The sequence below is a fragment of the Ferrovibrio sp. genome, from assembly GCF_964218355.1.
Taxonomy (GTDB): Bacteria; Pseudomonadota; Alphaproteobacteria; order Ferrovibrionales; family Ferrovibrionaceae; genus Ferrovibrio.
On sequence record NZ_CAXPMC010000003.1, the window covers coordinates 129,208 to 151,558 of the forward strand.

Annotated in this window: 20 protein-coding genes; 12 read left to right on the plus strand and 8 right to left on the minus strand. The window is 69.2% G+C overall.

Features of this window, described 5'->3' with window-relative positions; all coding sequences use genetic code 11:
- Nucleotides 1–128: 128 nt before the first annotated feature.
- Nucleotides 129–902, minus strand: a complete 774-nt coding sequence (gene gloB / locus ACEQZY_RS01000; protein ID WP_341705287.1) for a hydroxyacylglutathione hydrolase — start codon at nucleotides 900–902, stop codon at nucleotides 129–131.
- A 52-nt stretch (nucleotides 903–954) separates the two neighbouring features.
- On the opposite strand from gloB, the gene ACEQZY_RS01005 reads away from it, so the two are divergent.
- Nucleotides 955–1,710, plus strand: a complete 756-nt coding sequence (locus ACEQZY_RS01005; protein WP_341705288.1) for a methyltransferase domain-containing protein — start codon at nucleotides 955–957, stop codon at nucleotides 1,708–1,710.
- Nucleotides 1,711–1,731: 21 nt separating this feature from the next.
- Here ACEQZY_RS01005 and metW read toward each other — a convergent pair whose 3' ends face one another.
- A complete protein-coding gene (metW, locus tag ACEQZY_RS01010) occupies nucleotides 1,732–2,370 on the minus strand; it encodes a methionine biosynthesis protein MetW (RefSeq protein ID WP_341705289.1) in 639 nt (212 codons plus the stop codon).
- Nucleotides 2,367–3,587 (minus strand): homoserine O-acetyltransferase, encoded by a 1,221-nt coding sequence (locus tag ACEQZY_RS01015; RefSeq protein ID WP_341705290.1) that lies wholly within the window; start codon nucleotides 3,585–3,587, stop codon nucleotides 2,367–2,369. Before ACEQZY_RS01015 ends, metW begins: the two co-directional genes overlap by 4 nt.
- Before the next feature lie 210 nt (nucleotides 3,588–3,797).
- On the opposite strand from ACEQZY_RS01015, the gene pheA reads away from it, so the two are divergent.
- The 3 genes from pheA to ACEQZY_RS01030 are packed head-to-tail and all read left to right on the plus strand — an operon-like array spanning nucleotide 3,798 to nucleotide 6,785.
- The gene (gene pheA / locus ACEQZY_RS01020) at nucleotides 3,798–4,667 is read left to right on the plus strand and encodes a chorismate mutase (RefSeq protein ID WP_370151663.1); all 870 of its coding nucleotides are present in this window, start codon (nucleotides 3,798–3,800) and stop codon (nucleotides 4,665–4,667) included.
- A gap of 30 nt (nucleotides 4,668–4,697) precedes the next feature.
- Entirely contained in the window at nucleotides 4,698–5,789 is a 1,092-nt protein-coding gene (gene hisC, locus ACEQZY_RS01025) for a histidinol-phosphate transaminase (RefSeq protein WP_341704569.1), read from the plus strand.
- Nucleotides 5,790–5,795: 6 nt separating this feature from the next.
- The gene (locus ACEQZY_RS01030) at nucleotides 5,796–6,785 is read left to right on the plus strand and encodes a prephenate/arogenate dehydrogenase family protein (RefSeq protein WP_341704568.1); all 990 of its coding nucleotides are present in this window, start codon (nucleotides 5,796–5,798) and stop codon (nucleotides 6,783–6,785) included.
- Here the strand turns inward: ACEQZY_RS01030 and ACEQZY_RS01035 are convergent.
- Nucleotides 6,727–7,821 (minus strand): DUF2125 domain-containing protein, encoded by a 1,095-nt coding sequence (locus ACEQZY_RS01035; RefSeq protein WP_370151666.1) that lies wholly within the window; start codon nucleotides 7,819–7,821, stop codon nucleotides 6,727–6,729. The genes ACEQZY_RS01030 and ACEQZY_RS01035 overlap by 59 nt on opposite strands.
- A gap of 159 nt (nucleotides 7,822–7,980) precedes the next feature.
- On the opposite strand from ACEQZY_RS01035, the gene ACEQZY_RS01040 reads away from it, so the two are divergent.
- Together ACEQZY_RS01040 and ACEQZY_RS01045 are read left to right on the plus strand one after the other, a co-directional pair.
- A complete protein-coding gene (locus ACEQZY_RS01040; RefSeq protein ID WP_370151669.1) occupies nucleotides 7,981–8,889 on the plus strand; it encodes a DMT family transporter in 909 nt (302 codons plus the stop codon).
- A 10-nt stretch (nucleotides 8,890–8,899) separates the two neighbouring features.
- Entirely contained in the window at nucleotides 8,900–9,526 is a 627-nt protein-coding gene (locus tag ACEQZY_RS01045; RefSeq protein ID WP_370151671.1) for a gamma-glutamylcyclotransferase, read from the plus strand.
- A 181-nt stretch (nucleotides 9,527–9,707) separates the two neighbouring features.
- Here the strand turns inward: ACEQZY_RS01045 and ACEQZY_RS01050 are convergent, their stop codons facing one another.
- From ACEQZY_RS01050 to ACEQZY_RS01060, 3 genes are all read right to left on the minus strand, one after another.
- Nucleotides 9,708–11,267: a class I adenylate-forming enzyme family protein gene (locus tag ACEQZY_RS01050; RefSeq protein ID WP_370151673.1), complete on the minus strand. Its 1,560-nt coding sequence runs from the start codon at nucleotides 11,265–11,267 to the stop codon at nucleotides 9,708–9,710.
- A complete protein-coding gene (locus tag ACEQZY_RS01055) occupies nucleotides 11,264–11,917 on the minus strand; it encodes an HAD-IA family hydrolase (protein ID WP_341704563.1) in 654 nt (217 codons plus the stop codon). The genes ACEQZY_RS01050 and ACEQZY_RS01055 overlap by 4 nt, the downstream gene beginning before the upstream one ends.
- 137 nt (nucleotides 11,918–12,054) lie before the next feature.
- Entirely contained in the window at nucleotides 12,055–14,415 is a 2,361-nt protein-coding gene (locus tag ACEQZY_RS01060; protein ID WP_370151675.1) for an adenosylcobalamin-dependent ribonucleoside-diphosphate reductase, read from the minus strand.
- Between the two features lie 309 nt (nucleotides 14,416–14,724).
- Here ACEQZY_RS01060 and ACEQZY_RS01065 point away from each other — a divergent pair, with 309 nt between their 5' ends.
- A complete protein-coding gene (locus ACEQZY_RS01065) occupies nucleotides 14,725–15,054 on the plus strand; it encodes a DUF3817 domain-containing protein (RefSeq protein ID WP_341704561.1) in 330 nt (109 codons plus the stop codon).
- 43 nt (nucleotides 15,055–15,097) lie between these two features.
- On the opposite strand, the gene ACEQZY_RS01070 is transcribed toward ACEQZY_RS01065, so the two are convergent.
- Nucleotides 15,098–15,802, minus strand: a complete 705-nt coding sequence (locus ACEQZY_RS01070) for a GntR family transcriptional regulator (protein ID WP_370151677.1) — start codon at nucleotides 15,800–15,802, stop codon at nucleotides 15,098–15,100.
- Nucleotides 15,803–15,862: 60 nt separating this feature from the next.
- Here ACEQZY_RS01070 and ACEQZY_RS01075 point away from each other — a divergent pair, with 60 nt between their 5' ends.
- The 5 genes from ACEQZY_RS01075 (at nucleotide 15,863) to ACEQZY_RS01095 (ending at nucleotide 22,332) form a co-directional block, all read left to right on the plus strand.
- On the plus strand, nucleotides 15,863–17,050 hold the full coding sequence (locus tag ACEQZY_RS01075; protein ID WP_370151680.1) for a pyridoxal phosphate-dependent aminotransferase: 1,188 nt from the start codon (nucleotides 15,863–15,865) through the stop codon (nucleotides 17,048–17,050).
- Nucleotides 17,047–18,048 (plus strand): dipeptidase, encoded by a 1,002-nt coding sequence (locus ACEQZY_RS01080; protein WP_370151682.1) that lies wholly within the window; start codon nucleotides 17,047–17,049, stop codon nucleotides 18,046–18,048. The genes ACEQZY_RS01075 and ACEQZY_RS01080 overlap by 4 nt, the downstream gene beginning before the upstream one ends.
- 119 nt (nucleotides 18,049–18,167) lie before the next feature.
- Nucleotides 18,168–18,686 carry an RNA polymerase sigma factor gene (locus ACEQZY_RS01085; RefSeq protein ID WP_370151685.1) on the plus strand — a complete coding sequence of 173 codons (519 nt, stop codon included), beginning with the start codon at nucleotides 18,168–18,170 and terminating at the stop codon, nucleotides 18,684–18,686.
- 100 nt (nucleotides 18,687–18,786) lie between these two features.
- Nucleotides 18,787–19,755, plus strand: a complete 969-nt coding sequence (locus tag ACEQZY_RS01090; RefSeq protein ID WP_370151688.1) for a FecR domain-containing protein — start codon at nucleotides 18,787–18,789, stop codon at nucleotides 19,753–19,755.
- A 201-nt stretch (nucleotides 19,756–19,956) separates the two neighbouring features.
- A complete protein-coding gene (locus ACEQZY_RS01095; protein WP_370151691.1) occupies nucleotides 19,957–22,332 on the plus strand; it encodes a TonB-dependent siderophore receptor in 2,376 nt (791 codons plus the stop codon).
- The last annotated feature ends 19 nt before the right edge of the window (nucleotides 22,333–22,351 follow it).

Here is a 22,351-nt window from a genome sequence, read left to right on the forward strand (position 1 = left end):
GAAGCCTGGGCGCCGCGCTGAAGGCACGCCGCCCTTTGTAACAACCCGAATCGTCATCCCCGCGAAGGCGGGGATCCAGCTGCCGACCGACTGGGTTCCCGCCTGCGCGGGAACGACGGCAGGAAACTTCACCCCCGGAACGTATCCTTGCGCCGGCGCGTCTCGGCAAACACCGCGACATCGTCGGCGCCGGCCATGCCCAGCGTGGCGCGCAGGTTCTGGCTGTCCGGCCGCAGGAAGGGGTTGGTGGCCCGCTCCTCGCCCAGGGTCGAGGGCACGGTCGGCCTGCCGGCGGCGCGCAGGGCCCTGACCTCGTCATAGCGGCGGGTCAGCGCGGCATTGCCGGGCTCGACGGTCACCGCGAAGCGCGCATTGGATTCCGTGTATTCATGGGCGCAGTAGACCCGGGTGTCGTCGGGCAGGGCGAGGAAGGTCTGCAGGCTGGCCCACATCTGCGCCGGGGTGCCCTCGAACAGCCGGCCGCAGCCGAGCGCAAACAGCGTGTCGCCGCAGAACAGCGCCCTGCTGTCGCCGAACCAGTAGGCGATATGGCCCCGCGTATGGCCGGGCACATCGAACACCCGGGCATGCTGGCTGCCGAGATCGATGCCCTCGTTGCCGGCCACCGCGATGTCGATGCCGGGAATGCGGTCGGCATCGGCTTCCGGGCCGACAATGGTGCAGCCGGTGGCGTCCTTCAGCGCCATGTTGCCGCCGACATGGTCCGGATGATGGTGGGTGTTGAGGATATGGGTCAGCCGCCAGCCGCGCCGCTGCAGCTCCGCCAGCACCGGCTCGGGCACGGCGGGGTCGACCACCCCGGTCGCGCCGCTGGCGGCATCGTGGACGAGATAGACGTAATTGTCGCTGAGGACGGGAATCTGGACGATCTCAAGGGGCATGGCGGTATCGTAACCCAAGCTTTCACGGGAACCGCCTGCTAGTATAGGGCACATGCTGCGACCGGACATCATCGACCTGCGGGAATTCTATGCCGGCCATCTGGGCCAGGCGGTGCGCCGCATCCTGCGCCAGCGCCTGCGCATCCTGTGGCCGAATGTCGGCGGCATGACGGTGCTGGGGCTGGGCTATGCCACGCCGTACCTGCGCATCTTCGAGGCCGAGGCCGACCGCGTGCTGGCGGCCATGCCGGGGCCACAGGGGGTCGTGCACTGGCCGCGCGGCCTGCCCGGCCGGGTGATGCTGGTCGACGAGGAGGACCTGCCGCTGCCCGATGCCAGCGTCGACCGCCTGCTGCTGATGCACAGCCTGGAGAATGCCGAGAATGTGCGCGGCCTGCTGCGCGAGGTCTGGCGGGTGCTGACCCCGCAGGGCCGTCTGCTGGCGGTGGTGCCGAACCGCCGCGGCCTGTGGGCGCATCTCGAAGCGACGCCGTTCGGCCATGGCCATCCCTATACGCCGCCGCAGCTGACCCGGCTGATGCGCGACGCCCTATTCTCGCCGACCCAGTCGCAGGCCGCCCTGTGGCTGCCGCCGTCGGAACGCGCCTTCGTGGTGCGGGCGCAGACCGCCTGGGAGGCGACCGGCGAGGTGCTGTGGAAGCGGTTTTCCGGTGTGCTGCTGGTGGAAGCCGAAAAGCAGGTCTATGCCGCCGCGCCGCTGCGGCCGGCCAAGGCAAAGCGCCGGCGTTTCGTGCTCAAGCCGGCGGAAAGCCCGGTCTGGGGCGGATCGGGACCCGCGCCGGCGTAGCGGATGCCCGGCCCGCGCCGCCTAGCGGCGGCGCAGCATGTATACGGCCTGGGCGCCGAACAGGTTGGCGCCGGCGCCCGACAGTTTCCAGCCGCCGCGGTTGCCATGGCCGTCCACCGCGATGCGCTGCTCGACCACGATGCCGTCGCGGCTGCAGAGTTCGTCGAAATCGCGGATGGTGCAGAGATGGATGTTCTGTGTCTCGTACCACGGATCGTCCAGCGCCGCCGTCATCGGCATGCGGCCGTCCAGCGCCAGCTGCAGGCGGATGCGCCAGTAGGCGAAATTCGGGAAGGACACGATGGCGCGCCGGCCGATGCGCAGCATCTCGTGCAGCACCCGGCGCGGATTCCTGGTCGCCTGCAGGGTCAGGCTGAGGATCACGTAGTCGAAGGCGGCATCCGGATAGTCCGGCAGGTCGCTGTCGGCATCGCCCTGGATCACGCTGAGGCCGCGGGCGACGCAGGCATTCACGCCGGCCTGGCGGATCTCGATGCCGCGGCCGTCCACCTGCTTCTCGCGGGCCAGATATTCCAGCAGGGCACCGTCGCCGCAGCCGACATCCAGCACCCGGCTGTCGGCTGCGACATGCTCGGCGATCAGCAGCAGGTCGCGGCGGATGTCGCGATGGCCGCCGGTTGCGGGAAGCGGCGCGTTCATGTCCGCACCCCGTTGAGCCCGCGGTGTTCGGCGCAGCCGTCGATGAAGCCCTTGAGGGTGCGGAACATCTCCGGCTCGTCCAGCAGGAAGGCGTCGTGGCCCTTGTCGGTTTCGATCTCGACGAAGCTGACATTGGCCGCGGCCGCGTTCAGCGCGCGCACGATTTCCTTGTTTTCCGGTGTCGGGAACAGCCAGTCGGAGGTGAACGAGACGACGCAGAACCGCGTCTTCGCACCCTTGTAGACATTGGCCAGCACGCCGCCGGCCCCGGCGCTCCTGTCCTGCGCGGCCAGGTCGAAATAGTCCATGGCACGGGTGATGTAGAGGTAGGAATTGGCGTCGAAGCGCTCGACGAAGGTCGAGCCCTGGTGGCGCAGATAGCTTTCCACCTGGAAATCCGCCTCGAAGCCGTAGGTGATGCGCTCGCGGTTCTGCAGGTTGCGGCCGAACTTGCGGTGCAGGGCGGCTTCCGACAGGTAGGTGATATGCGCCGCCATGCGCGCCACGGCCAGGCCGTTGCGCGGAATCACGCCCTGTTCGAGATAGTCGCCCTTGCGCCAGTCGGGATCGCTGTAGATGGCCTGGCGGCCGACCTCGTGGAAGGCGATGTTCTGTGCCGAATGCCGGGCCGCGCAGGCGATCGGGATCGCCGCATAGACGCGTTCGGGATAGCTGGCCGCCCATTGCAGCACCTGCATGCCGCCCATCGAACCGCCGATCACGCAGAACAGCTCGCGGATGCCCAGATGGTCGAGCAGCATGGCCTGGGCATTCACCATGTCGCGGATGGTGATGACGGGGAAATTCAGGCCATAGGGCTTGCCGGTGGCGGGATTGGTCTCCTTGGGCCCGGTCGAGCCCATGCAGCCGCCCAGCACATTGCTGCAGATCACGAAAAACCGGTCGGTATCGATCACCCTGCCGGGGCCGATCATGGTGTTCCACCAGCCCGGCTTGCCGGTCACCGGGTGCGGGCTGGCGGCATACTGGTCGCCGGTCAGGGCATGGCAGACCAGGATGGCGTTGGACTTGTCGGCATTCAGCTGCCCGTAGGTGCAGTAGGCGATCTGGTAGGGGCCGAGATCCAGCCCGCAATCGAGATGCAGGGGCAGGGTCTCGCCCAGCGTGACCCGGTGGTCGGGCCCGCCAGAGGCGGGGCCGGCAGGGGCGGAACTGGCGGGGGCGGGGCCGATGGATGGCGGGTGTGCGGCACTCATGGCAGGCAGCCGGATATCCTACAGGGCTTGGAGCGGGAAATCCGCGCCCTGGGGGGAGCGGAACCCGGCCGGGACCCTGTCCGGCGCGGGGCCACGTTGCTTACGCAGCCCTGCCCATGGTGTCAATGTTTTCCTGCTGTCCGGCTTTGCAATCCGGGGCGAAAGCCTTAAGACTATGCGGCTTTTTTCCAGCCCTGTACCCTGTCCCCGATGAGCGACCATATCCCCAGCCTGGCCGACCTGCGCCGCGAAATCGACGTGCTCGACGAGCAGATCCAGGATCTGCTGCGCCGCCGCGCCGAAGTCGTGCAGCGGATCGCGGCCGGCAAGGATGCCGCCGGCGAGGCGGGCGCCTTCCTGCGGCCGGGCCGCGAGGCGCAGATCCTGCGCCGCCTGCTGGAGCGCCATCGCGGCAGCCTGCCGGCTGCCGCCCTGCTGCGCATCTGGCGCGAGATGATTTCCTCTCTCTACCGCCTGCAGGGTCCGGTGCGGGTGGCGGTGCATGCCCCGAACAAGTCGGTGGCGCGCTGGGACCTCGCCCGCGACTTCTACGGCACCACCACCCCGATGCAGCTCTGCACCACGGCGATGGCGGTGATGCGGGCGATCTCGTCGCAGCCGGCCACGCTCGGCGTGATGGCGATGCCCGAGGATGGCGAGAAGGAATCCTGGTGGCCGATGCTGGCCAGCCGTTCCGGCGATACCCCGAGGGTGATCGCCCGTCTGCCCTTCGTGCCCAATCCCGAGGGGCGTTTCGCCGATCTCGGCGCCTTCGTGATCGGCAATGCCGCGCCGGAACCTTCGGGCGAGGATGCCTCGCTGCTGGTGCTGCTGGCCCGCGAGGAAGGATTCAGCCTCGCGCGCCTGTCGACTATGCTGGTCCAGGCCGGGCTGGCCGGCCATGCGCTGGCCCAGCAGCGCGGCTCGGACGGCCTGATCCGCATGCTGGTCGAGGTGCAGGGTTTCCTGGCGGCTGACGATGCGCGGCTGGCCGCGCTGGCTGCCGGCGCCACCGATCTGGTGGCCGATGCCATCGTCATCGGCGCCTATCCCGTTCCGCTTGCCGCCCCGCCCGCCTGAGCGCGGCCTTTGCATCGAGGAGTTCGCGTCGTGACCCAGCCCAAGCCGCAGCCCGGTATTCTCGACATCGCACCCTACAAGGGCGGCGAAGGCGCGATCATGGGCGTCGACCGGGTCTACAAGCTGTCGTCCAACGAAAGCCCGCTGGGGGCCAGTCCGCGCGCCAAGGAAGCCTACCGGAAGCTGGCCGACGAGCTGCACCGCTATCCCGACGGTGCTGCCGATGCGCTGCGCAAGGGCATTGCCCGGCATTTCGGCCTGCCGGCGGAGAACATCATCTGCTCGAATGGTTCCGACGAGATGATCTCGCTGATCTGTGCCGCCTATTGCGGCCCGGGCGACGAGGTGCTGTTTTCGCAGCATGGCTTCCTGATGTATCCGATCGCGGCGATGGCGCGCGGCGCCACCCCGGTGAAGGCGGCCGAAAAGAACTGGACCACCGATGTCGACGCCCTGCTGGCGGCGGTGACGCCGAAGACGAAGATCGTCTTCGTTGCCAATCCGAACAACCCGACCGGCAGCTACATCACCGCTGCCGAGCTGCGCCGCCTGCGCGAAGGGCTGCCGGCCGGCGTGCTGCTGGTGGTCGATGCCGCCTATGCCGAATATGTCAGCCGCAACGATTATTCGCATGGCGCCGAGCTGGTGGCCGAACGCGACGACACCGTGATGCTGCGCACCTTCTCGAAGATCTTCGGGCTGGGCGCGCTGCGGCTGGGCTGGACCTACGCGCCGGAGAATGTTGTCGCCGTGCTCAACCGGGTGCGCGGGCCCTTCAACGTCAATGCCGCGGCGCAGGCGGCCGGCGTCGCCGCACTGGAAGACGTGACCTGGCTCGACAGGGCGCGCAGCCACAACGACACCGAGCTGCCGCGGGTGACCGCCGCTCTGAACGCGCTGGGCCTGAACGTGCTGCCCAGCGTGGGCAATTTCGTGCTGATCCGTTTCCCCGGCGGGGCGCAGCAGGCGCAGGCGGCCGACGCGGCCCTGCGCAAACGCGGCCTGATCCTGCGGGCCATGGGCGCCTATGGCCTTGCGGAAGCGCTGCGCCTGACCATCGGCACGGCTGACGAGAACGACCTGGTGATCGCCGCGCTCGGCGATTTCCTCAACAAGGGCTGAGCGGCGATGGCGAAGCCACAGCAGACGCCCCTGTTCGGCCGGCTGGCCGTCATCGGCATCGGCCTGATCGGCTCGTCGATCGCCCGCGCCGCCCGCGAACACAATCTGGCCGGCAGCATCGCCGTTGCCGATGCCAGCGAGGCGCATCGCCGCCAGGCCGCCGAACTCGGCCTGGCCGATGCGGTGCATGCCGATGCGGCGGATGCCGTGCGCGATGCCGATCTGGTGATGCTGTGCGTGCCGCTCGGCGCCTATGCCGCGGTGGCGGCGCATATCGGCCCGGCGCTGAAGCCCGGCGCCATCGTTTCCGATGTCGGGTCCTGCAAGCAGTCGGTGATCCGCGACGTGGCGCCGCATCTGCCGGCCGGCGTTGCCTTCGTGCCCGGCCATCCGGTGGCCGGCACCGAGCATTCCGGCCCGGCGGCCGGCTTTGCCGCGCTGTTCGGCGGCCGCTGGTGCATCCTGACGCCGACCCCGGATACCGACCCGGCCGCAACCGAGAAGCTGCGCGCCTTCTGGGCCGCCTGCGGCAGCCGGGTCGAGATGATGGAGCCGCGGCACCATGATCTCGTGCTGGCGATCACCAGTCATGTGCCGCACCTGATCGCCTACAACATCGTCGGCACCGCCGACGACATGGAAACCGTGACGCAGTCGGAAGTGATCAAGTATTCCGCCGGCGGCTTCCGCGATTTCACCCGCATCGCCGCATCCGACCCGACCATGTGGCGCGACGTCTTCCTCAACAACCGCGAAGCCGTGCTGGAGATGCTCGGCCGCTTCACCGAAGACCTGATCGCCCTGCAGCGGGCGATCCGCTGGGGCGAGGGCGACGCGCTGTTCGACCTGTTCACCCGCACCCGGGCGATCCGCCGTGCCATCATCGATGCCGGCCAGGAAACCGCGGCACCGGATTTCGGCCGCGGCGCCGCCTCGCCTACGGCTGGGTCTGCGGCGCCGGCTGCGGCAAAGCCGGCAAAACCGAAGGCAGGCTGAACAGCGACACCGGGCCGAGCGACAGCTGGCCATCCTGCGCCGCCAGCGGCACCGGCAGGAAGCGGCGCCTTTCCGCATCGGTCTGCTCCAGCAGGGTGACGGCCGCCTTGGCGGCGGCGGCTTCCCGTGCGGTCATCTTCCCGGCCGCAGCCAGCGCGTCGATGCCGGACCCGGCGCCATAGATGCGGCCGGCCATGGCGCCGAGCGGCCGGTATTGCCGGTCGACGGCCAGGCTGCCATCGCCTTCCAGCCGCAGCGCGCCCCACTGCAGCAGGATGGTCTGCAGTTCGAGAATGCCGCCGGCCTCGCGCCAGGTGCGCAGCATCTCCTCCGGGCTGCCGCCATAGGCGGGGCCGCGCAGGGTGCCGACCAGTTTCAGTTCCGCCACTGCGCGGCCGAGCGGACCATCGGCCGCCGCCGGCAGCTGCAAAGCCTCGGCCTGGATGGCGAGGTCGGTGCCCGGCGGCACATTGCCGGCCCGCCGCGCATGCAGCAGCAGGTGTGCGGCGCTCCAGCCATCCGCCGTCCCGGTCAGATGCGGCGCGGTCAGGTCGGCGGCCAGGCGCTGCCAGGTGCCGGTGGCATCCATCACCAGGCTGGCGCGGAAGCGTTCGGTGGCCAGCCCGGCCTGCCGGCGCAGGATCGCTCCGCCGGGCCCGGCCTCGGTCCAGCCAGCCTGCTGGCTGCCGCCGATGTCGAAGATCACATGCTGCGGGTCCCATAGCTGCAGATGCGCGGTGATGCTGTCGGCCTGCAGGCGCCAGGCGGCCGGCGATTGCGGGTCCTGCCACTGCACATTCGTCAGGGTGGCCGACAGGCGGTAGGGAAAGCCCCAGAGCCGGATGCGCTCGTAGCTGACCATGCGGCCCTGCTCCTGCTGGGCGGCGATCCAGCCCAGCAGGCGTGCCTGCAGCTGGTCGGCCAGATGGGCCCAGACGAAGTAATAGGCGACGAGGCCGCCGACGATGAGGCCGGCCAGAAGGGCGAAGCGGTAGCGCATGGCGCAGATATAGCAGGCGGCGCCATGCCGCGCCAATGCGCCCGGACCGGCGGGGCAGACGGGTGGAGCAGACGGGTGGAGCAGACCGGCGGGCCGGGCTTGCGGGCCGCACCGGATCGGCCGATAGTGCGGCAACCGCCCCGCACCGGATTCCGGTGGCAGAGGGCCTCAATCACATATGTTATGTCCGAGCCGATGTCCGCTTCCCCGCCTGCCGTTCCGTCTTCCGCCCTGTCCGTGCTTGCCATCGCCGCGATGCCGGGCCTGTTCGTGCTGCTGTGGTCGACCGGTTTCATCGGCGCCAAGCTCGGCCTGCCCTATGCCGAGCCGATGACCTTCCTGGTGCTGCGCTTTGCCATCGTCGCCGTGCTGCTGGCGCTGCTGGCCGGCCTGACCGGGGCGCCATGGCCGCGCGACCCGCGCATGGCCGGCCATATCGCGGTGGCCGGGCTGCTGCTGCACGGGGTCTATCTCGGCGGCGTCTTCGCCTCGATCTATCATGGCGTGCCCGCCGGCATCTCGGCGCTGATCGTCGGGATCCAACCTCTTCTGGTGGCCGCCGCCGCCGGTCCGGTGCTGGGCGAACGGGTCAGCCCGCGGCAATGGGCCGGGCTCGTGCTCGGGCTGGCCGGCGTGGTGCTGGTGGTGTGGACCAAGCTCGGCATCGGCGTCGGCACGCCGTTCGGCTATGCCCTGTCGGTGATCGCGCTGGTCGGCATCACCATCGGCACGCTGTACCAGAAACGCTACTGCCCGGCGGTCGACCTGCGCAGCGGCTCGGCGATCCAGTTCGCCGCCACCACGGTTTTCCTGGCGCCCTTCGCCCTGCTGTTCGAGACCCGCGCCGTGATCTGGTCCGGCGAATTCGTCTTCGCGCTGGGCTGGCTGTGCATCGTCCTCTCGCTGGGAGCCATCTCGCTGCTGTTCATCCTGATCCGCCGCGGTGCCGCGGCCCGGGTCTCCAGCCTGTTCTTCCTGGTACCGCCCTGCACGGCCCTGGTCGCCTTCTTCCTGTTCGGCGAGCAGCTCAGCCCGCTGGCGCTGGCCGGCATGGCGGCAACCATGGCCGGGGTGGCGCTGGTCAACCTGGCACCGAAAGCCTGATCGCCGCGGCATGGGCCGGGCCGGACGCCATATCCCCTTCGATCACGAGGAGCCGTTGCCCGGCGCCGCGCCGCCGCCATTCCCGCAGGTGAAACCGGCGCAGGGCGAGCCGCTGTGGGTGTTCGGCTACGGCTCGCTGATGTGGGATCCGGGTTTTCCGCATACCACGGTGAAAGTCGCGAAGCTGTGGGGCTTCCATCGCGGCTTCTGCGTCTGGTCGCACCGCTACCGCGGCACCCCGGCGGCCCCGGGCCTGGTGCTCGGCCTGATGCCGGGCGGATCGTGCAAGGGCCGCGCCTTCCGGGTGCGCCGGGCCGACCAGGATGCCGTGATCGACTATCTCTACCGCCGCGAGATGGTCACCGGCGTCTACCGGCCGGGTTTCCATCTGGCCCAGATGAGCGACGGCAGCCGCGTGAAGGTGCTGGCCTTCGTCGCCGATCCGCAGCATCCGCAATATGCCGGGCATCTGTCGGAGGTCGAGGTGGTGCGCATCATCGCCAGCCGCAGCGGCCAGCGCGGACCCAACGCGGCCTATCTGGCCAGCACCGTGCAGCATCTGGATGCGCTCGGCATCGCCGACGGTCCGCTGCACCGGATTCTGGCCGCCGTGCGCGCCAGTGGCGCACAGGTATAAGGCCGTGCGCGCCAGTGGCGCGCAGGTATAAGGCCGTGCGCGCAGGTCTAGCGGCCCAATACCCTGTTCGTCGCCCCGGCCAAGCGAAGCGCGAGCCGGGGCCCGGTCCCGGCTTCCCGCTGGAGCCTGTCCTCGGGCCGGGTTCTGGCCGGACCCGTGGGCGGGAACGACAGCAAGGGGGTTATGCAGGCACCTTCGCGTATTCGTCACGCAGCTCGCGCTTGAGCACCTTGCCGATGGCGCTGCGCGGCAGCACCTCGCGGAAGACGACGGCACTGAGCCGCTGCATCTTGCCGAGGCGGGCATTCGCCCAGGCGAGAATTTCCTCGGCCGTGGCCGCCTGGCCCGGCGCCTTCACCACGAAGGCCACCGGCGTTTCGCCCCAGGCCTCGCTGGGCACGCCGACCACCGCCACGTCATAGACCGCCGGATGTTCGCGCAGCACGGCTTCGAGATCGCTGGGATAGATGTTGAAGCCGCCGGAGATGATCATGTCCTTGCGGCGGTCCATCAGCTGCAGGAAGCCATCGGCATCGAATCGGCCCATGTCGCCGGTGCGGATGAAGCGGCGGCCGTCCGGCGCGTACCATTCGGCCTCGGCGGTCTTGCCCGGCTGTTTGTGATAGTCGGTCATGATGGCGCCGGAATGGCCGACGATCTCGCCGATCTCGCCCGGCGCGACCTCCCTGCCATCCTCGCCGATCAGGCGGATGTCGTGGCCGGGCGCCGCCGGGCCCACGGTATGCAGCTTGCCGGGATGTTCGTCGGCGATCAGGATGCAGGTGCCGCCGCCCTCGGTCATGCCGTAGAATTCGATCAGCTTGCCGGGCCAGCGTTTCAGGATGTCGGCCTTCAGCGCGGCGGCAAACGGCGCGCTGGTGCAGAACTTGGCGCGGAAGGCCGACAGGTCGAAGCGGTCGAAGGCCGGATGCGCCATGATGCGGCGATACTGCACCGGCACCAGCATGGTGTGGGTGACGCGGTGGTTCTGCGCCAGCTCCAGATAGGCCTCGACCTCGAATTTCGCCATCAGCACCGCGGTGCCGCCGCCGGCGAGGGTCGGGAACAGGCTGACCAGGGTGGTGTTGGAATAGAGCGGCGTCGACAGCAGGGTGACGGCGTCGCGGTCATAGCCATAGGCGGTGGCCCGCTGCATGTGCAGCCAGCGCATGCCATGCGGCTGCACGATGCCCTTGGGCGTGCCGGTCGTGCCCGACGAGTAGATGATGTTGAAGGGCATCTGCGGCGTGATGGCGACCGGCGCCGGTTTTGCCCCCGCGGGCGCCAGCCAGGTCTCGAACTCAGCGTTGTCGAAGCGGATGCGTTTTCCCGGCAGCCCAGCGGCGATGCCGGCCAGCGCCGCGGCATTGGGCGCGTCCCAGAACAGGTGGCCGGCATCGGAATCCTGCGCCATGCCGGCGATCTGCTCGGGCGTGGCCGAGGGCGGCAGCGGGGCGACGGCAAGGCCGGCGCGTAGGGCACCGGCATAGGCGGCGACGTAATCGACGCAGGAATAGCTGACGATGGCGATGCTGTGCTTCGCGCCATCGCGCTGCAGGGCGGCGGCGACGCGGTCGGCGCGGGCATCGAGCTGGGCATAGCTGAGCACATGGCCGCCCTCGATCACGGCCGGATGGTCCGGGCGTTCGGCGGCCCAGGCGGCCAGCATTTCCGACAGGGTGCCGAAATCCTCGCGGGCCAGCAGGGCGTCGGCGGTATTGGACGGGACGGCGGCAGTCATGCGTCGAACTCCATGTCGATGATGCGGCCCAGCTCGGCCAGTGCCTGATCCGGATCGGTCACCTTGATCGTGGTCATGCCCATGGCGGCGGCGGGTTTCAGGTTGATGCCGAGATCGTCGAGGAAGACGGCTTCGGCCGGCGCGATGCCGAGCAGGGCGCAGGCCCGTTCGTAGAAGGCCGGTTCCGGCTTGCGCACGCCCACCTTGCTCGATTCCACCACATGGTCGAACAGGGCCATCACCTCGGCGACGGCCTTTGCCTTCGCGGGGCTGACCGCCATGGCGGGGCCGTGGCCGAGCGGCATGTTGTTGGTCAGGCAGGCGATCCGGAACCGCGTCTTCACCTTGCGCAGGGCCGCCACCATGCGCGGCCGCACCTCGCCGGACACCAGTTTCAGCACCTCGCCGCCATGCACGTCCTGGCCCAGCGCCCTTGCCTCGGCATGGAACAGGTCGCCGAAGGTGGCGGCATCGACCTCGCCGCGTTCGAACCGCGCCCAGGCGTTTGTATGCGGGTTGACGGAATTGACCTGCCGCAGGAAGTCGCGCGGCAGGCCGCGCGCCTCCTCGTAGCGGCGGAAGGCCTCGAAGGGCGAGGTGAGGATCACCCCGCCGAAATCCCAGAGGACTGCTTTGATCTGACTATCCATCGTCATCCCCGCGAAGGCGGGGATCCAGACCGACAGTAGTTCTGGGTTCCCGCTTGCGCGGGAACGACGAATTTGTCGTTGTGATCCATGCGGCGTTTCCCTTGCGGAAACACCTTACGCGAACGTCAGGCGCTTCCTTATCCGCACTTACTATAGCCGCAGGAGGTGCAGGTGTCGCAACCCTCGGACCGGATCAGGCCGGGCTGGCCGCATTTCGGGCATTGCCGCAGGCCGGACAGGGGTTTCGGCGTTTCGGCATTGGCGGCGAGGGCCAGCACCGCCTTTTCCTCGCGCTGCGCGTTGGGATCGGCCATGAAGCCGATCTCGACCAGGTGGCGCTCGATCACCTCGCCGATGGCGGCCAGCAGGGACGGCACATAGCGGCCGCCCATCCAGTGGCCGCCGCGCGGATCGAACACCGCCTTCAGCTCGTCGACCACGAAGCTGACATCGCCGCCGCGCCGGAACACCGCCGAGATCATCCGGGTCAGCGCCACCGTCCAGGCATAATGCTCGGTATTCTTCGAGTTGATGAACACCTCGAAGGGGCGGATGCGGCCATCCTGGATGATGTCGTTCAGCGTGATGTACATCGCGTGTTCCGATTCGGGCCAGGTGATCTTGTAGGTGCGGCCGGGCAGCGCCTCGGGGCGGTCCAGCGGCTTCGTCATATACACGACGCCGCCGGCGGCCAGCGGATCGCGCGACTTCACGACGGTTTCGGCCGGCCGGCCGGCGGGGCTGAGCGGCAGCTCGGCCTGGCTGTCGGCCTCGGCCTTTTTCTTCTCGTCCTTCTTCACCGTCAGCACCGAACCGGTGATGTCGTTCGGCCGGTAGGTCGTGCAGCCCTTGCAGCCGGTCTCGTAGGCCATCAGGTAGACATCCTTGAAGGCCTCGAAATCGATCTCCTCGGGCACGTTGATGGTCTTGGAGATCGAGCTGTCGACGTATTTCTGCACGGCCGCCTGCACCCGCACATGGTCGGCGGGAGAGAGCGACTGCGCATCGACGAAGGCCTCGGTCAGCGGCGCGGTCTCGCCCTTCAGCTGGCGGTAGAGACGGTAGGCGTAATCGGTCACCTCCTCCTCGCGGCGGCTGCCATCGGGCATCAGCACGGTGCGGGTGTAGCTGAAGCTGAATACCGGCTCCAGCCCGGAGGACACATTGTCGGCGAACAGCGAGATGGTGCCGGTGGGCGCGATCGAGGTCAGCAAAGCATTGCGGATGCCATGTTCGGCAATCGCCGCGCGCACGTCGGCATCCAGCTCGGCAATGCTCTCGCCGGCCAGATACTGCGCGCGGTCGAATAGCGGAAACGCGCCTTTCTCCTTGGCCAGCTCGACCGAGGCCAGATAGGCGGCGCGCTGCAGGCGCTGCATCCAGCTTTCGATCAGGCGGACCGACTGCGGCGAGCCGTAGCGGGCCCCCACCATGATCAGCGCATCGGCCAGGCCGGTCACGCCCAGCCCGATGCGCCGCTTGGCCTGCGCTTCCGCCTGCTGCTGCGGCAGCGGGAAGCGCGAGGCATCGATGGTGTTGTCCATCATGCGGATGGCGGTGCGGGTCAGCCGCTCCAGTTCGTCGAGATCGAGCGCGGCCTCGGCCTCGAAGGGCCGCTTCACCAGCCGGGCGAGGTTGACCGAGCCCAGCAGGCAGGCGCCATAGGGCGGCAGCGGCTGCTCGCCGCAGGGATTGGTGGCGGCGATGCTCTCGCAGTAATGCAGGTTGTTGCGGCGGTTGATGCGGTCGATGAAGATCACGCCGGGCTCGGCATAGGCATAGGTGGCCCGCATGATCTGGTCCCACAGGTCGCGGGCCTGCACGGTGCGATACGTCGTGCCGTTGAATTTCAGTTCCCAGGGCAGGTTCTGCTTCACGGCCTGCATGAAGGGATCGGTCACCAGCACGGAAAGATTGAACATGCGCAGGCGGCCGGCCTCGCGCTTGGCCTCGATGAAGGCCTCGATATCCGGATGGTCGCAGCGGAGCGTCGCCATCATGGCGCCGCGCCGGCTGCCCGCCGACATGATGGTGCGGCACATGGCGTCCCACACATCCATGAACGACAGCGGCCCCGAGGCATCGGCACCGACGCCCTTCACCGGCGCGCCGCGCGGGCGGATGGTGGAGAAATCGTAGCCGATGCCGCCGCCCTGCTGCATCGTCAGCGCGGCTTCCTTCAGATGCTCGAAGATGCCGGCCATGTCGTCGGGGATGGTGCCCATGACGAAGCAGTTGAACAGCGTCACGTTGCGGCCGGTGCCGGCGCCGGCGACGATGCGGCCGGCCGGCAGGAAGCGGAAATCGCGCAGGGCCTCGGCAAACGGCGCCTCCCAGGCGGCCGGATCGGCCTCGGGCTGCGCCAGGGCGCGGGCGATGCGCTGCCAGGTCTCCGGGATCGTCTGGTCGATGGGCGCGCCGTCGGCCGCCTTCAGGCGGTATTTCATGTCCCAGATCTGCTGGGAAATCGGGGCGATCGGCGACGGCAGAGACGGCATCGGAACGGTCCTGGGAGAGGGCGCGGAAGCTTCGGGGCAGGGGCCTGACTCTAGCGCCCAGGCGCCTCAAGTCCAGATGTTTGTTCCCTGATTGTTTCTACAGGTTGATCCACCGGGGGGTGGCACGCAATATCTTGTGCCGGCACCGGAATTCCGGTTTTCCCCGCGATCCCGAAGCCATGCCGGGCGCCATCCACAGGGTTATACACAGGTCGGCCAGGCGGGTGCGGCCGGCAGGACCGCACGGCCGCCGCGCAGGAAAACCACCGCCCGGGCGTGCAGGGTCATGTCATCTGCAGAGGGGGAACAATGACCGGGACTGTCTCGATGGCGCAGGCGGCGTTGCGGCAGATCCGCATCGCCGCCCTGATCGAGGGAACCACGCTGGTGGCTCTGGTCTGCATCGGCGTGCCGCTGAAATACGGCGCCGGCATTCCCGCCGTCACCACCGTGCTCGGCCCCGTCCATGGCGTGGCTTTCGTGGCCTATCTGTGGCTGGTCTTTTCCACCCGGGCCGAGATCGGCTGGCGCCGGGCCGAACTGGCGCGGCTGGCCGTGCCGGCCTTCATCCCCTTCGGCACCTTCTTCAACATGCCGTTCCTGCGGCGCAAGCAGGCGCAGATCGGCCGGCCGGGCTGACCGGCCCGGCCGGTCGGCTGCATGTCGGCTGCGCGCCGGCCGGCTAGGTGTCGGTCGTGTCGGTCTCCCGGCCGCCGCCGCCGCCACCGCCGCCGGTCCTGCGCTCCAGCATGGCGATCAGGGCCTCGCCCGCGGCGAGGATATGGTCGGCCAGCAGGCCGGCCGCGCGATCGGCTGCGCCGCTGCCGGCGGCGGCGAGGATGGCCGCATGCTCGCTGTCGGATCGCGGCTGCCAGTCGGCGGACTGCCAGGTCGCCAGCAGGAAGCGGCTGCTGGCGGCATGCAGGTCGTCGATGGCCGACAGCAGCCGCGGCATGCGGCAGGGCGCCAGCAGGGTGCGGTGAAAGCGGCGGTTGGCCGCTTCCCAGACGGCGATGTCGGCCGATGCCTCGCCATCCTGCAGGGCCTGGCCGGCGGCGGCCAGGATGTCCGGCGTCATCTGCGGGATGGCATGGCGCAGGGCCAGGCTTTCCAGGGCGGCGCGCATGCCGGTCACCTCGCGCACGGCCAGCGGATCCAGCCCGGCCACCCGCACGCCGCGGCGGGGTTCGCTGATCACCAGGCCCCGGGCTTCCAGCCGCCGGAAGGCTTCGCGCACCGGCACATGGCTGGTGCCGAATTCGGCAGCGATATGGTCCTGCCGCAGGCGTTCGCCCGGCGGCAGGGCCCCGGCGACAATCCGGTCGGCGAGGATGCGGGTGATCCGGCTGGTTATGGTGCCGCCGGGCTGGTCAGAAATGTCTTGCACAGGTCCGCCATGGTCTGATTATTATAGATTATCTATAATCGATAATGCAAGGACGACATCATGGCCGCACCACAACGCCGCCCCGCACGGCTGAAATATATAGCCGGGATCGGGGTCGACCGCATGGGCTCGATCGCCGACGCCTCCGGGCGCGACTATCTCCGGCTGGAAAATCTCGATGTCGACATTCCGCCGGACCCGGAGGCCATCGCCCGCACCCGGGCCGCGGCCGGCCTCGATTCCGACAACAGCTACCTGCCCTTCATCGGCCAGGACGGGCTGCGCGAGGCGGCGGCCGCCCATGTCACGCGGATGTCCGGCGTGCCCTATGCCGGGGCCCGCAACTGCGTCATCTCCGCCGGCGGGCTGTCCGGCATCCTCAATGTCCTGCTGGCGACCATCGAGGTGGGCGACGAGGTGATCGTCACCGACCCCACCTATGCCGGGCTGATCAACCGGGTGCGGCTGGCCGGCGGCGTGCCGCGGTTCGTGCCGTTCCGGTTCCAGCCGGGCGGCGAGTGGACGCTCGACCGCGCCGCCCTGCAGCAGGCCGTCGGCCCGAATGTCCGCGCCATGCTGCTGATGTCGCCGTCGATGCCGTCCGGCGGCGTGCTGGATGAGGAGGACTGGGCGCTGGTGGCGCGGCTCTGCGTCAGACACGACCTGCTGCTGATCGTCGACAGCGCCATGGAACGCCTGCTGTTCGACCGCCGCGCCGTCCTGCATCCGGCCGGCCTGCCGGGGATGGCCGGCCGCACCATCACGGTGGGCGCGGCCTCGAAGGAACTGCGCATGATCGGCTGGCGCGTCGGCTGGGTGGTGGCGCCGGAGCATCTGCTGCCCGATATCGTCGCGGTGTCGCTGGCCAATGTCGTCGTGCCGGTCGGCATCGGCCAGGATGCGGCGGCGGTCGCCCTGCGGCGCTCCTACGAGACGCTGCCCGCCTATGTGGCCGAGCTGGAGGCGCGGCGCGACGTGATGCTGCGGGAACTGGACGGCCTGCCGGTCGGCCGCCCGGCCGGCGGCTGGTCGATGCTGCTGCGGGTTTCGGATTTCGGACTGGATGGCGAGGCCATGGCCGCCCGCCTGCTGGAGCAGGGGGTCTGCGCCACCGCCATGACCGGCTGGGGCGAGACCCATGGCGCGCAGTATATCCGCTTCGTCTTCGCCAACGAGCCGGCCGGCCGGCTGGCCGGGATCGGCCGGCGCGTGCGCGCCGCGCTGCAGGATGCGGGGGAGGCGGCATGAGCGGCCCGGCTGCATGGTGGGCCGCCCGCCCGGAACTGCGGGAGGTCCCGGTCTGCGACGGGCTGCTGCCCTGGACCGCGGTGTTCCTGCCGCCGGGCGCCGATCTGCCCGCGGTGCTGCGGCGCTACCGGGCGGCGGGCATCGATCATGTTTCCCTGACGGCGGCGGCCGGCCGCGACGGCGCTGCGGCGACCCTGTCGCGCCTCGGCTGGTTCCGGCGCGTGCTGCGGCCCCATGCGGACTGGGTCAGCGTGGTCGACAGCCGGGCGGGGATCGAGGCGGCGACGGCCGCCGGCCGGCTGTCGGTCTCCTTCCATTTCCAGACCTCGACGCCGCTGCATGACGATCTGGATTATGTCGATGCCTTCCGCAATGCCGGTGTCTGGCGCAGCATCCTTGCCTATAACGAGGCCAATGCCGCCGGCGACGGCTGCCACGAACCGCGCAATGGCGGGCTGTCGGGCTTCGGCCGGCGGCTGGTCGCCCGCATGGATGCGGCCGGCATGACCGTCGATCTCAGCCACTGCAGCGAACGCACGGCGCTGGAGGCCATCGACGCGACCTCCGGCATCCCGGTCTTTTCCCATTCCAATGCCCGGGCGCTGTTCGACCACGAACGCAACATCACCGACGACCTGATCCGCGCCTGCGCGCGGCGCGGCGGCTATATCGGGGTCAATGGCGTCGGCTTCTTTCTCGGTGCCGCCGGGCCGGAACTGCCGGCGGCGGTGGCGCGGCAGGTTGCCTATATCGCCGGCCTGGTCGGGCCGCAGCATGTCGGCCTCGGGCTGGATTTCATGTATCTGGAGGGCAGCGATTTCGGGTTTTTCCACGACAGCCGCGAACGCTGGCCGCGCGGCTATCCGGAACCGCCCTGGAGCTTCCTGCAGCCCGAGCAGGCCGGCGCACTGGTCGAGGCCATCGCCGGCCATGGCTTCAGCAATGCGGAACTGGCCGGCATTCTCGGCGGCAACCTGCTGCGCTGCATGCCGGGCTGACGTCAGCCGCGCGCCGGCAATGGAAGGCTTGTATGTGAGAACCGTTCTCATCTAGATTGCGGGGCCTCTTCCCTCCGGCAGCGCCGCCGCCGCCGGCCCATTCCATTGTTCTGGCCGCAGTGAAACAGGACGCCGCACGAGACCTCTTTGTCGCGCAACGCGCAGCATTGATCGACTATGCCACCCCGATCGTCGGCGACCGGGGCCGGGCCGAGGACGTGGTGCAGGAGGCCTTCATGCGCTTCGCGCCGGCGCTGGAGAGCCAGACGGCCATCGAACAGCCGGTGGCCTACCTGTTCCGCATCGTGCGCAACCTTGCCTACGACCTGCGCCGGCGCCGCTCGCTGGAACGTCGCCAGGAGGCGGCCGAGCCCGAATGGTGGATGATCCCGGCGGCACCGCGCACACCGGAACAGCAGCTGCTGCTGACCGATTCCGTTGCGCGGATACAGGCGGCCCTGGCGGGCATGCCGCCGCAGATGCGGCAGGCCATCGAGCTGTGCCGCTTCCAGGGCTGCACCGTGGCCGAAGCGGGTCTGCGGCTCGGCATCTCGGGCGCGACGGTGTCGCGGCTGGTCAGCCGGGGCATGGCGCAGATCGTGACCCGCCTGAATGCAGAGGAGGACAGGACGGACTGACCGGGCCGCGGCCCCTGAAACGGAGGCGCCGCTTATTCGTCGTATCAGTGCCGCCCGGTTGTCCGGGACGGCCAAGGCCTGTCCCCATCTTTAACGGAACATGACCAGCAGACCCACCGAACAGCATCTGGAAGAGGCGACCGTCTGGCTGCTCCGCCTGCGCGACGGCGAGACGGCGGCCCTGCGCGCGCGCCATCGCGCCTGGCTGGCGGAACGGCCGGAGCATGATCTGGCCTGGCGCCAGGTCGGCAGTGCCTGGGGCCTGCTGGGGCAGGCGGGCAGCGATCTGCCTGCGGCGGCGGCCGCGGATTCCGTCCTGCCGCTGCCGCGCGCCGCGCCGCCGCGCCGCCGCCTGTGGATCGCGGCGGCCATGGCGGCCTGCCTGCTGCTGGCGGTTGCGCCGGCCCTGGTGCAGCGCCTTTCCGCGGATGCGACCACCGCCACCGGGGAGCAGCGCAGGCTGACGCTGGCCGATGGCAGCGTCGTGCGCATGGCGCCGGAAACCGCCATCGCACTGGATGTGTCCGAATCCGGGCGCGGCGTCGAACTGCTGAAGGGCCGCGCCTTCTTCGAGGTGGCGCCCGATCCCGCCCGGCCGTTCACGGTGCGCGCCGGCGGCGGCGCGGTGACGGTGCTGGGAACCGCTTTCGATGTGGGGCTGAGCGATGCCGCCCTCGATGTGACGGTGCGCAGCGGTGCGGTCGGCGTGCGCTATCCCGGTGCGGGGCAGGCGGTGGATGTGCAGCTCGGCCCCGGCGACCGGATGGAAATCGACCGGCCCTCCGGTGCCGCCACGGCCGGCCATGTCGATCCGGCGACGGTCGCACCGTGGCTGGACGGCCGGCTGTTCGTGGCCAACCGGCCGCTGTCGGACGCCATCGCCGCCCTGCGGCCCTACATGCGGGGCTGGATCATCGTCACCGACGCGACGCTCGCGGCACGCAGGGTCACGGGCCTGTATAACCTGCAGGCGCCGGATGCCGCGCTGCAGGCGATGCTGCAGCCGGCCGGCGGCACGGTCCGCCAGGTCACGCCGTTCCTGCGCATTGTCACAAGCGGCGCCCCCTGAGGGGACGGGCCGGCCGGCAGGGCCGGCGGAAAATCCGGCGCGGGCTGCAACAAAATGCCCGGGTCCTCGTCTTTTCCGGTGGGTAGCCGCGACTGCATCGCATTAGCGGCCAAACTGAATTCCGCTGGGGGATGTGACATGCGTTGCCGGTCGCTGGCTGCTTTTAATCAAGTCACTGAAAACAAGACATTTATTTCTGCATTGCTGCTGGGCTCGGCCCTGGTTGCGATCAGCCCCGCGCCCGCGCTGGCCGGGGAGATGCCGGTTTCCGGCGTGCAGGTCGTGGCGCAGGCAGACCAGGGGCGCGTGCGGTTCAGCATCCCCGCCCAGGGCCTGGAAAATGCCCTGAACCAGTTCGGCCGCCAGGCCGGATTGCAGGTCACGACGCTGGGCGCACTGGCGGCCGGGCTGCGCAGCCCCGGCGTTTCCGGCACCTTCACGCCGGCCGAGGCGCTCGACCGGCTGCTGGCCGGCACCGGGCTGACCTACCGGTTCACCGATGCGGGGACGGTGGCGCTGTCGATGCTGCCGCAGGGCAGCGGTCCGGTGGAACTGCCGCCGGTCAATGTGCAGGGTCGCCGCGGCACGGAAACCGCATGGGGGCCGGCCGATGGCTATGTAGCCCAGCGCAGCGCCAGCGGCACCAAGACGGACACGCCGCTGTCCGAGACGCCGCAATCGGTTTCGGTCGTCACCCGCGCGCAGCTCGACGAGCAGAAGCCGCGCCAGATCAGCGAAGCCCTGCGTTATACCGCCGGCGTGCGCTCGGAAGCCGGCGGCCTGCAGATGCAGCATGACGGCATCCAGATCCGCGGCTTCACCCAGTATGCGGGCTATCTGTACCGCGACGGCACCCGGGAGACGCCCGGCGCCTATCTCGGCTTCCATGCCCCCGAGCCCTACAATCTCGAACGCGTCGAGGTGATCAAGGGGCCGGCCTCCGTGCTCTACGGCCAGTCCTCGCCCGGCGGCCTCGTCAATCTCGTCACCAAGCGGCCCGGCGAGACCCCGGTCAACGAGGTGGAAGTGCAGGGCGGCAGCTTCGAGCGCAAGCAGGTGGCGGCCGATATCGGCGGCGCCCTGGCCGACCGCGTGTCCTACCGCCTCGTTGCGCTGGCGCGCGACAGCGGCACCCAGGTCGATCACGTCGACGACAACCGCGCCTTCATCGCCGGCGGACTGACCTTCCGGCCGGGCGACGACACCACCATCACGCTGCTGCTGGATCACCAGCGCGACGATTCCCTCTATCTTTACGGCATGCCGGCCGCCGGCACCGCGCTGTCGAACGCGAACGGGAAGATTCCGCTCAACCGCTTCCTCGGCGAGCCGGATTTCGACAGCACCTATCTCAACAAGACCTCATTCAGCGCGCTGAGCCAGCATCATCTCGACGAGGCCTGGACCTTCCGGCAGACGCTGCGCTTCAGCGACCATGACTATGATTCGAAAACCCTGTATGTGACCGGCCTGCAGGCGAACCAGCGGATTGCCAACCGCAACGTCTACCGCCGGCTGGCGGCGGCGCGGGTCTTCACCGCCGACAACCAGGTCGAGGCGAAATTCGAGACCGGCCCGGTCGGGCATACGGCGCTGGCCGGCTTCGATTACCAGCATGCCTCGCTGGACGTGATGACGGCCACCGGCACCGGGCCGACGCTGGACCTGTTCTCGCCATCCTACGGCGCGGCGGTGAGCATTCCGGCCTTCAACTCGGGCAATGACCAGAAGGTTGCCCAGTACGGCTTCTATGCCCAGGACCAGCTGCGCTACGGCGACTGGATCCTGGTGCTCGGCGGTCGCCAGGATCGCGCCACCACCGAGACCTACAACCGTTTCACCGCCGGCCGCACCGAACAGGACGACCGCGCCTTCACCGGCCGCGCCGGCCTGATGTACCAGTTCGATTTCGGCCTGGTGCCTTATGTCAGCTATGCCGAATCCTTCGAGCCGGTGTCGGGCACCGCGTTCGGCGGCAAGCCGTTCGATCCGGAAACCGGCCGGCAGAAGGAGATCGGCTTCAAGTTCCAGCCGAAGGACTACAACAGCTTCATCACGGTTTCGGCCTTCGACCTGCAGCGCCAGAACGTCACCACCTCGGACCCGGTCAATACCGGGTTCAGCGTGCAGACCGGCGAGGTGTCGTCGCGGGGGCTGGAATTCGAAGGCAAGGCCGGTCTTGCCGACGGCCTCGATCTGATCGCGACCTACACCTACATCGATTCGGAAGTGACCCGCAGCAACGGCACCGATCTCGGCAAGCGGCCGGTGCAGAGTCCGGCCCACATGGCGTCGGTCTGGGCGGATTACACGATCCGCAGCGGCGACTTCGCCGGCTTCGGCATCGGCGGCGGCCTGCGCTATATCGGCGACACCTACGGCGATTCCACCAACAGCTTCGAGGTATCCGGCTTCACCCTGGTCGACGCCGCGCTGCATTACGACTGGAACAGCCTGCGCTTTTCGCTGAATGCGGCAAACCTGTTCGACAAGGAGAACCTGTCCTGCCGCTCGTCCACCGGCTGCACCTATGGTGCCGGCCGGACGGTGATCGGCGCCGTCCGCTACCGCTGGTAACCGGCGCCGGGGCGGCGGC

Bases quoted from the DNA above. Each gene is read 5' to 3' on its own strand.
- gloB (WP_341705287.1), bottom strand. From the start codon at position 902: ATGCCCCTTGAGATCGTCCAGATTCCCGTCCTCAGCGACAATTACGTC.
- ACEQZY_RS01005 (WP_341705288.1), top strand. From the start codon at position 955: ATGCTGCGACCGGACATCATCGACCTGCGGGAATTCTATGCCGGCCAT.
- metW (WP_341705289.1), bottom strand. From the start codon at position 2,370: ATGAACGCGCCGCTTCCCGCAACCGGCGGCCATCGCGACATCCGCCGC.
- ACEQZY_RS01015 (WP_341705290.1), bottom strand. From the start codon at position 3,587: ATGAGTGCCGCACACCCGCCATCCATCGGCCCCGCCCCCGCCAGTTCC.
- pheA (WP_370151663.1), top strand. From the start codon at position 3,798: ATGAGCGACCATATCCCCAGCCTGGCCGACCTGCGCCGCGAAATCGAC.
- ACEQZY_RS01030 (WP_341704568.1), top strand. From the start codon at position 5,796: ATGGCGAAGCCACAGCAGACGCCCCTGTTCGGCCGGCTGGCCGTCATC.
- ACEQZY_RS01040 (WP_370151669.1), top strand. From the start codon at position 7,981: ATGTCCGCTTCCCCGCCTGCCGTTCCGTCTTCCGCCCTGTCCGTGCTT.
- ACEQZY_RS01045 (WP_370151671.1), top strand. From the start codon at position 8,900: ATGGGCCGGGCCGGACGCCATATCCCCTTCGATCACGAGGAGCCGTTG.
- ACEQZY_RS01050 (WP_370151673.1), bottom strand. From the start codon at position 11,267: ATGACTGCCGCCGTCCCGTCCAATACCGCCGACGCCCTGCTGGCCCGC.
- ACEQZY_RS01055 (WP_341704563.1), bottom strand. From the start codon at position 11,917: ATGGATAGTCAGATCAAAGCAGTCCTCTGGGATTTCGGCGGGGTGATC.
- ACEQZY_RS01060 (WP_370151675.1), bottom strand. From the start codon at position 14,415: ATGCCGTCTCTGCCGTCGCCGATCGCCCCGATTTCCCAGCAGATCTGG.
- ACEQZY_RS01065 (WP_341704561.1), top strand. From the start codon at position 14,725: ATGACCGGGACTGTCTCGATGGCGCAGGCGGCGTTGCGGCAGATCCGC.
- ACEQZY_RS01075 (WP_370151680.1), top strand. From the start codon at position 15,863: ATGGCCGCACCACAACGCCGCCCCGCACGGCTGAAATATATAGCCGGG.
- ACEQZY_RS01080 (WP_370151682.1), top strand. From the start codon at position 17,047: ATGAGCGGCCCGGCTGCATGGTGGGCCGCCCGCCCGGAACTGCGGGAG.
- ACEQZY_RS01090 (WP_370151688.1), top strand. From the start codon at position 18,787: ATGACCAGCAGACCCACCGAACAGCATCTGGAAGAGGCGACCGTCTGG.